This window comes from Stenotrophomonas sp. STEN147, from assembly GCF_056757995.1.
Genome location: NZ_JBRRCG010000025.1, coordinates 34,246 through 41,588 on the forward strand (window position 1 = coordinate 34,246; position 7,343 = coordinate 41,588).

The 7,343-nt window shown below is 65.9% G+C and carries 7 protein-coding genes, 3 tRNA genes and 1 pseudogene; 10 read left to right on the forward strand and 1 reads right to left on the reverse strand.

Features of this window, described 5'->3' with window-relative positions; translation table 11 throughout:
- Positions 1-30: 30 nt before the first annotated feature.
- Positions 31-924 carry a 4-hydroxy-tetrahydrodipicolinate synthase gene (dapA, locus tag ACVOKU_RS17655; protein WP_111185428.1) on the reverse strand — a complete coding sequence of 298 codons (894 nt, stop codon included), beginning with the start codon at positions 922-924 and terminating at the stop codon, positions 31-33.
- A 164-nt stretch (positions 925-1,088) separates the two neighbouring features.
- On the opposite strand from dapA, the gene ACVOKU_RS17660 reads away from it, so the two are divergent.
- The 10 genes and pseudogenes from ACVOKU_RS17660 to ACVOKU_RS17705 all read left to right on the forward strand — a co-directional run bounded on the left by ACVOKU_RS17660 (position 1,089) and on the right by ACVOKU_RS17705 (position 7,010).
- Complete coding sequence (locus tag ACVOKU_RS17660) at positions 1,089-1,649, forward strand: glycine cleavage system transcriptional repressor (RefSeq protein ID WP_025879444.1); 561 nt, start codon at positions 1,089-1,091, stop codon at positions 1,647-1,649.
- An 81-nt stretch (positions 1,650-1,730) separates the two neighbouring features.
- The gene (locus tag ACVOKU_RS17665; protein WP_065174941.1) at positions 1,731-2,210 is read left to right on the forward strand and encodes a peroxiredoxin; all 480 of its coding nucleotides are present in this window, start codon (positions 1,731-1,733) and stop codon (positions 2,208-2,210) included.
- 81 nt (positions 2,211-2,291) lie between these two features.
- Entirely contained in the window at positions 2,292-3,692 is a 1,401-nt protein-coding gene (locus ACVOKU_RS17670; protein WP_481560517.1) for a PhoH family protein, read from the forward strand.
- Positions 3,689-4,195 carry a hypothetical protein gene (locus ACVOKU_RS17675; RefSeq protein WP_481560518.1) on the forward strand — a complete coding sequence of 169 codons (507 nt, stop codon included), beginning with the start codon at positions 3,689-3,691 and terminating at the stop codon, positions 4,193-4,195. The genes ACVOKU_RS17670 and ACVOKU_RS17675 overlap by 4 nt, the downstream gene beginning before the upstream one ends.
- A gap of 11 nt (positions 4,196-4,206) precedes the next feature.
- On the forward strand, positions 4,207-4,875 hold the full coding sequence (locus tag ACVOKU_RS17680; protein ID WP_053517265.1) for a YoaK family protein: 669 nt from the start codon (positions 4,207-4,209) through the stop codon (positions 4,873-4,875).
- 90 nt (positions 4,876-4,965) lie between these two features.
- Positions 4,966-5,775 (forward strand): bifunctional hydroxymethylpyrimidine kinase/phosphomethylpyrimidine kinase, encoded by an 810-nt coding sequence (thiD, locus tag ACVOKU_RS17685; protein ID WP_111185422.1) that lies wholly within the window; start codon positions 4,966-4,968, stop codon positions 5,773-5,775.
- Positions 5,772-6,699 (forward strand): annotated as a pseudogene (locus ACVOKU_RS17690) (alpha/beta hydrolase family protein). The gene thiD and the pseudogene ACVOKU_RS17690 overlap by 4 nt, the downstream one beginning before the upstream one ends.
- Positions 6,690-6,766: transfer RNA gene (locus ACVOKU_RS17695), tRNA-Arg, on the forward strand. Before ACVOKU_RS17690 ends, ACVOKU_RS17695 begins: the two are co-directional and overlap by 10 nt.
- Positions 6,767-6,824: 58 nt before the next feature.
- Positions 6,825-6,901 (forward strand) — tRNA-Arg (locus ACVOKU_RS17700).
- Between the two features lie 32 nt (positions 6,902-6,933).
- Positions 6,934-7,010, forward strand: a tRNA-Arg gene (locus ACVOKU_RS17705).
- The last annotated feature ends 333 nt before the right edge of the window (positions 7,011-7,343 follow it).

The window sequence follows — 7,343 nt, forward strand, 5'->3', positions numbered from 1 at the left end:
GGATCTCCTGGATCAGACCAAGACGGAAGGTCAGTGGCTGGAAAGGGCTTCAAGCGCGGCGATGTCGCCGGCCAGATGATCGGCTGCCGGATGATGCGCTGCCGACAGTGGCAGCAGCGGCAGGCGCAGGTCGTGGCCGATGCCGATGCGGCGCAGCAGCGCCTTGACCGGAATCGGGTTGGATTCGATGCCGCAGAAATCGTGGTACGGCTGCAGGCGCGCGTCCCAGGATGCGGTGGCGTCATGGTCGTGGGCGGCAGCCAGCTCGCACATCCGGCGGTACGCACCAGGCAACGCGTTGGAGCCGACCGAGATCAGCCCGTCGATACCGGCCTGGATCGAGCGCGCAGCCGTGCCGTCGTCGCCACTGAGCACGGCGAAGCTGGAACTGCGCAGCGCCAGCAGGGCCTTCACGCGCCCGATGTCGCCGACGGCCTCCTTGATGCCGACAATGTTGGGATGATCCGCCAGCTCGGCCACGGTCTCCGGCAGCATGTCGCATCCGGTGCGCCCCGGTACGTTGTACAGCACCACGGGCAACCCGCCGTGGTCGGCCACGGCCCGGTAGTGCGCGATCAGCCCGGCCTGTGTCGGACGCACGTAAGGCGGTGTCACCACCAGAGCGTGACTGGCACCCTGCGCGGCAGCGCGACGGGTCTGTTCGATGGTCTTGGCGGTGCCGGACAGGCCGGTACCGGCCAGGACCGGGATGCGTCCGCCGATGCGTTCGACCGCACTGGCCAGCAGCTGGTCGTACTCGGCATCGGACAGCGTCGCCGCTTCGCCGGTCGAGCCGGCGACGACAACGCCATGGACGCCACCTTCCAGTTGCAGATGCAGCAGGCGCTGCCAACCGTCGGGATCGAGGGCACCGTCGGCCCGGAACGGGGTCGCCAGCGCGGTGATGAGGCCGGAAAGGGACAAGGACGTGCTGCTCTTGGCTGGGAAGGGAAAACGCCCGCCACGAAAGGGCGGGGGCGACTTGAATGTTACTTGCGGCGCGAAAGCACGGGCAAGTATGCTGCACTCCGGTGGATCCCCGCCTCTGGCGGGCATTCAGACTCACGCATGCATTACCCGGAATCGCCTTGACCGACACCACCCCGCGCCCCGCGCCGAGCGAAAACCACCTCCTGATCAACGCCTATACGACGCATCCGGAGTCCCCACTGCTGTCCGTCACCCGACGCATTGCCGACAGCGGCTGCAATCTGGTGGACGCGCGCCTGGCCACGGTTGGCCGCGATGTATCGGTCACCGCGCTGGCGACCGGGTCGTGGGACTCGGTCGCCAAGCTGGAAGCGATGCTGACCCGGCTCGAGCGCGAGGAAGGCCTGAAACTGGTCTGGTACCGCACCGAGGCCAAGCAGGCGCAGTCCAATCTGCTGCCGTACATCGTTGAAGTGATCGCCGCTGACAAACCGGGCATCCTGTTCCAGCTGGCCGACTTCTTCGACCGCCAGGGCATCACCATCGAGACCCTGCAGAGCACGCGCTATCGCGCCATGCAGACCGGTGCGGAAATGTTCAGCGCGCAGGTCACCATCGGCGTGCCGGCCAACATGCACATCGCCGCCCTGCGCGATGATTTCCTCGAATTCTGCGACCACCTGAACCTGGACGCGATCATGGATCCGATGAAGTTCTGATTTTTCGCGCGTTCGTCACGGGCGCGCGGCGTTTCATGCAACTGTCGTAGAAATACCCCAGGCTCCGGAACCAAGGACCTCATGAACAACGGCGATACCCTGGACCGCACCACCCTCTCGCTCCCGCTGGCCCTGTCAGGCGGCGAACACACCACCCTCGGCGACCTCGCGGGCCAATGGCTGGTGCTGTACTTCTACCCCAAGGACAGCACCCCGGGGTGCACCACTGAAGGCATCGACTTCAACGCGCTGCTGCCGGAGTTCCGCAAGGCCGGCGCCACCGTACTCGGCGTCTCCCGTGACTCGGTGAAATCACACGACAACTTCTGTGCCAAACAGGGCTTCGCGTTCCCGCTGGTCAGCGATGGCGACGAAGCGCTGTGCAACGCCTTCGATGTGATCCGGATGAAGAACATGTACGGCAAGCAGGTACGTGGCATCGAGCGCAGCACCTTCCTGATTTCTCCCGACAGCCGCATCGCGCAGTCCTGGCGCAAGGTCAAGGTCGCCGGCCATGCCGACGCCGTGCTTGCCGAACTGAAGGCCGCCCAATCCAAGTGATTCCCATCGCCCACTTTGTCCGCCATCACCCTGCCCCGCAGGTCGTGGTGGTTTTTCCCTGTCCGTAACCAGGAATCGACGATGACCCGAGGCAAGCGCATCTACGTGCTGGATACCAACGTGCTGATGCACGATCCGACCGCGCTGTTCAAATTCGAGGAGCATGACGTCTACCTGCCGATGCAGGTGATCGAGGAGCTGGACAACGGCAAGAAGGGCACGTCCGAGGCGAGCCGCAACGCCCGCCAGGTGAGCCGTTTCCTCAACGAGCTGGTGCAGGCCTCCGGCCTGGACAATCTGGCCGACGGCATTCCGCTGCAGCGACCACAGGGCCTGCAGCTGCGTGGCAAGCACAGCGCCGGCAAGCTGCGTTTCCAGACCAGTCATTTCGAAGCCGGCAAGAGCTTCGGCCAGGTCATCCCGGACAATGCCATCCTCGGTGCCATCCTGGCGCTGAAGGAGCAGACCCCGGAGATCCCGGTGGTGTTCGTCTCCAAGGACATCAACCTGCGGATCAAGGCGGCCATCGCCGGCATCGTTTCGGAAGATTACGAAAACGACCGCGCACTGGACGATTTCAGCCTGCTCTACACCGGCGCCACCGAGCTGCCGGAGGATTTCTGGAAGCTCCATGGCGACGACCTGCGCAGCTGGAGTGACAAGGGCCGCACCCATTACGAGATCCTGGCCAGGGACGACGAGGAGTGGTACCCGAACCAGTACGTCTACCTGCCGGGCGAGGACGAGGTGGAGCTTCGCGTCAGCCGCGTGGTCGGCGATGGCAAGGTGGTGCTGTCGCTGGTTGATGATTTCCGCCACGGCAGCCATGCCGTGTGGGGCATCAGCGCGCGCAACCGCGAGCAGAACTTCGCGCTCAATGCACTGATGGACCCGGAGATCGACTTCGTCACCCTGCTCGGCACCGCCGGCACCGGCAAGACCCTGCTGGCACTGGCCGCGGGGCTGGCACAGACGATGGACCAGCAGCGCTACCGCGAGATCATCATGACCCGGGCCACCGTCAGCGTCGGCGAGGACATCGGCTTCCTGCCGGGCACCGAAGAAGAGAAGATGACACCGTGGATGGGCGCGCTGACCGACAACCTGGAAGTGCTCACGCACAACCAGGAAGGCGGCACCTGGGGACGCCAGGCAACCAACGATCTGCTGGCCAGCCGCATCAAGATCCGCTCGATGAACTTCATGCGCGGCCGCACCTTCCTGTCGCGCTATCTGATCCTGGACGAGGCGCAGAACCTCACCCCTAAGCAGATGAAGACGCTGATCACCCGTGCCGGTCCCGGCACCAAGATCGTCTGCCTGGGCAACGTCGAGCAGATCGACACCCCGTACCTGACCGAGACGACATCCGGCCTGACCTACGCGGTGGACCGCTTCAAGAACTGGCCGCACAGTGCGCACATCACCCTGCGCCGTGGCGAACGCTCGCGGCTGGCCGATTACGCTTCGGAGGTGCTGTGAACCGTTCTGCCCGCCTGCTGCTGTCGACGGCTGCGATCACCCTCGCAGCCGTCCTTGGTGCCTGCACCACCACCCGCGGGCCGGCCAGCGTGCCGACCGCCGAACGCACCGGCCAGTCGTGGGTGGTCACCCGGCCGATCGTCGCCGCGCAGGTGCTCGACACCTGCTCGCGGCACAGCCCGGGCCGGGATGCCGGCCGCGTCACCGGCTACTGGGCCCCCAGCCGGCAACAGGTGGACCAGCTGGAAGCCGCACTGCCTTCGCTGCAGGCGCAGGTGCCCGATGTCCTGGACTTCGACCGCCAGTACGTCGGCATCGAAAGCGCCGGCAGGCGCCTGGTCTACATCAACGCGTTCCGCCTGCCTGACGACAGCGGCATCAAGCCCGCGCGCGAGGCCATCCGCGTCTGCGATGGTGGCAAGCAGTTCTGGGGCGCGGTGTTCGACCCGGCCACCGGTGCGTTCAGCGAGCTGCAGTTCAACGGCGGTCTCGGCGGTCCCTGAGGGCCGCGCCGATGGGCATACGCCTTCCCACCTGGGTCTGGATCGGTGCCGTAGCGCTGTCGTGCGTGGCCGGCATGGTCAACGTGGTCGGCTTTCTGGGCTTCGAGCATCAGGCCGTCAGCCACATGACCGGTAGTACCAGCCAGCTCGGCATGGCACTGGCGCAGGGCGACTGGCGCGCGGTCGGGCACCTGTGGGGCCTGCTGATCGCTTTTTCACTGGGTGCGATGCTCAGCGGGCTGCTGATCCAGGACAGCGCACTGCAGCTCGGCCGGCGCTATGGCGTCGCTCTGGCACTGGAATCGGCGCTGTTGCTGGCCGCCATTCCCTTGTTCAAGCAGCAGCAGATCTGGGGCGCGTTGTCGGCGGCGATGGCCTGCGGGTTGCAGAACGCAATGGCCACCACCTTCAGCGGCGCGGTGATACGGACCACCCACCTCAGCGGCATGTTCACCGATCTCGGCATCGGCCTGGGCCATCTGTTGCGCGGGCTGCCGCTGCAGGTGCGGCGGCTGACGCTCAGTGGCCTGATCATCAGCGGCTTCCTGGCAGGTGGCGTGATGGGTGCGTGGCTGTTCCTGCGCTGGCAGTACGATGCCCTGCTTGCCCCCGCGCTGCTGACCGGCGCGACCGGGCTGGTCTATGTGCTGTACCAGCAATGGGTACGCTGGCGGTACTGAGCGTCGCCGCACGCACGCGCAGCGTGAGGCGTCCGCCCCTGCCGGCAGCCGGCACTACCCCCATACCGGTGACCACGGCACAATCGCCGCATGAGCCCGACCACTCCCGTTTCCGCCCTCACCATCGCCGGCTCCGACTCCGGCGGAGGCGCCGGCATCCAGGCCGACCTGAAGGCCTTCGCCGCACACCGCGTGCATGGCCTCTCCGCGATCGCCGCACTGACCGCGCAGAACACCCGCGGTGTCACCGCCGTGCATGTGCCGCCAATCGAATTCCTGCGCGCGCAGCTAGACGCGTGCTTCGATGATTTCGACATCCACGCGGTGAAGCTGGGCATGCTGGCCAATGCCGAGGTGATCCACGCCGTGGCCGATGTGCTGCAGCGTCACCGGCCCGCACATGTGGTGCTGGATCCAGTGATGGTCGCCACCAGTGGCGCGCGCCTGCTGGAAGACAGCGCGCTGCAGGCAATGCGCGAGCGTCTGCTTCCGCTGGCCACGCTGGTTACTCCCAACACACCGGAGGCAGAACTGCTGGTGGGCCGCACCATCGGCGATGGAGACGACGCCGAGCGGGCCGCGTCGGCACTGCTGGATCTCGGGGCCGGCGCGGTGCTGCTCAAGGGCGGCCACCTGCACGAGGGCAACCGGGTGATCGATCGCTACTTCGATGGCGTCAGCAGCGAGGAATTCAGTCACGCGCGCCTGCCGCTGGATGCCCACGGCACCGGCTGCACACTGGCCTCGGCCATCGCCGCGCAGCTGTGCAATGGCCTGAGCCTGGCCAACGCCTGCGAAGCATCGATCGACTACGTGGCACGCGGGCTGCAACTGGGCTACATGCCGGGGCGCAGCGATGTGCGCGTGCTGGATCATTTCGGCGCAGCGCCCCACGCATGAGCCTGCCATCACGGACACTGGCCGTGGAATGCGGCGACGGCCATCGCTTCGAGGTGATGGCCTGCATACCCGAGCAGCCGCTGGCGCGGCTGCTATGGCTCCCCGCACTGGGCGTGGCCGCGCGCCATTACCTGCCACTGGCGCAGGCCCTCGCTGCGAAAGGCATCGCGGTCTACCTGCACGAGTGGCGTGGCAACGGCAGCAGTTCACTGCGCCCTTCGCGCACGCAGGACTGGGGCTATCGTGAAGTGCTCGAGCAGGACCTGCCTGCCAGCCAGGCTTTGCTCGCCAACGCCGATGCCGACGAAGGCGTGCTGCCCTGGATCATCGGTGGGCACAGCCGGGGTGGGCAGCTGGCCTGCGTGCATGCAGGACGGCAACCGCAGCACTTCGAGCACCTGTGGCTGGCCGCCAGTGGCACGCCGTTCTGGCGTACGTTTCCGCCTCCGCGCGGATGGCTGCTGCCGCTGGTGTACCGCTTCCTGCCCTGGATCGCGCGCCGCCAGGGCGTGCTGCACGGCCGGCGCCTGGGCTTTGGGGGCACCGAAGCACGCGGCCTGATTGCCGACTGGTCGCGGGTGGGGCTGAACAACCATTACGCAGCCGCGGGCATGACCGAGGATCTCGATGCGCAGATGGCACGCGTGCACGGCAGCGCGCAGGCCGTGGTGATGGAGCACGACTGGCTGGCACCGATCGGTTCGATGCGGGCGTTGCTGGACAAACTGCCGAATGTGGCATCACGCCTGCATGTGCTATCCGCCGGAGAACTGGGCGCGCGTGCCGACCACTTCGCGTGGATGAAGGCGCCACAGGCGGTCGCCCACCAATTTTTCATTCAGCTGGATGAAATTCTTCACAAAAACGGTTGACGGTACGCGCCGACATCCGCATAATTCCGCTCCTGTCGCAGGGCGCCCGTAGCTCAGTTGGATAGAGTACCTGGCTACGAACCAGGCGGTCGGGAGTTCGAATCTCTCCGGGCGCACCACTCGACAGGTTTCCGGCATCCGCCGCTGGAAATGAAGTAAAATTTGATTGTGTACCGCGCGCCCGTAGCTCAGTTGGATAGAGTACCTGGCTACGAACCAGGCGGTCGGGAGTTCGAATCTCTCCGGGCGCACCATACACGATCAACACAACAGGTTTATGTAATTGGCGCCCGTAGCTCAGTTGGATAGAGTACCTGGCTACGAACCAGGCGGTCGGGAGTTCGAATCTCTCCGGGCGCACCATTACACCGAAACAGCAGGCCTCGGCCTGCTGTTTTTTTTATGTGTGTTCTTCGGCAGGGCTGCGCCCTGCACCCGCCGAAGCCAAAGCCGGAGCAACAGCAACAGCGCGCATTCCGACACCGCCCCACCTTCGACAGGTTCACCCAGCTGTTGGTAGGTGTCGACCTTGGTCGACACCCACCAGAGCAGTACGCCGTTCCGACAGATCGCGGAAAACTGTCGAAGGCGGGGTGGGTCCGGTTGCGGGAGTGTCCGCGGCATGGATGCCGCGGCCAAGCCCCCACGGGCCGGATTACGGCGTCTCACGCAACCCGACCCCCCCCCTCATGCCAC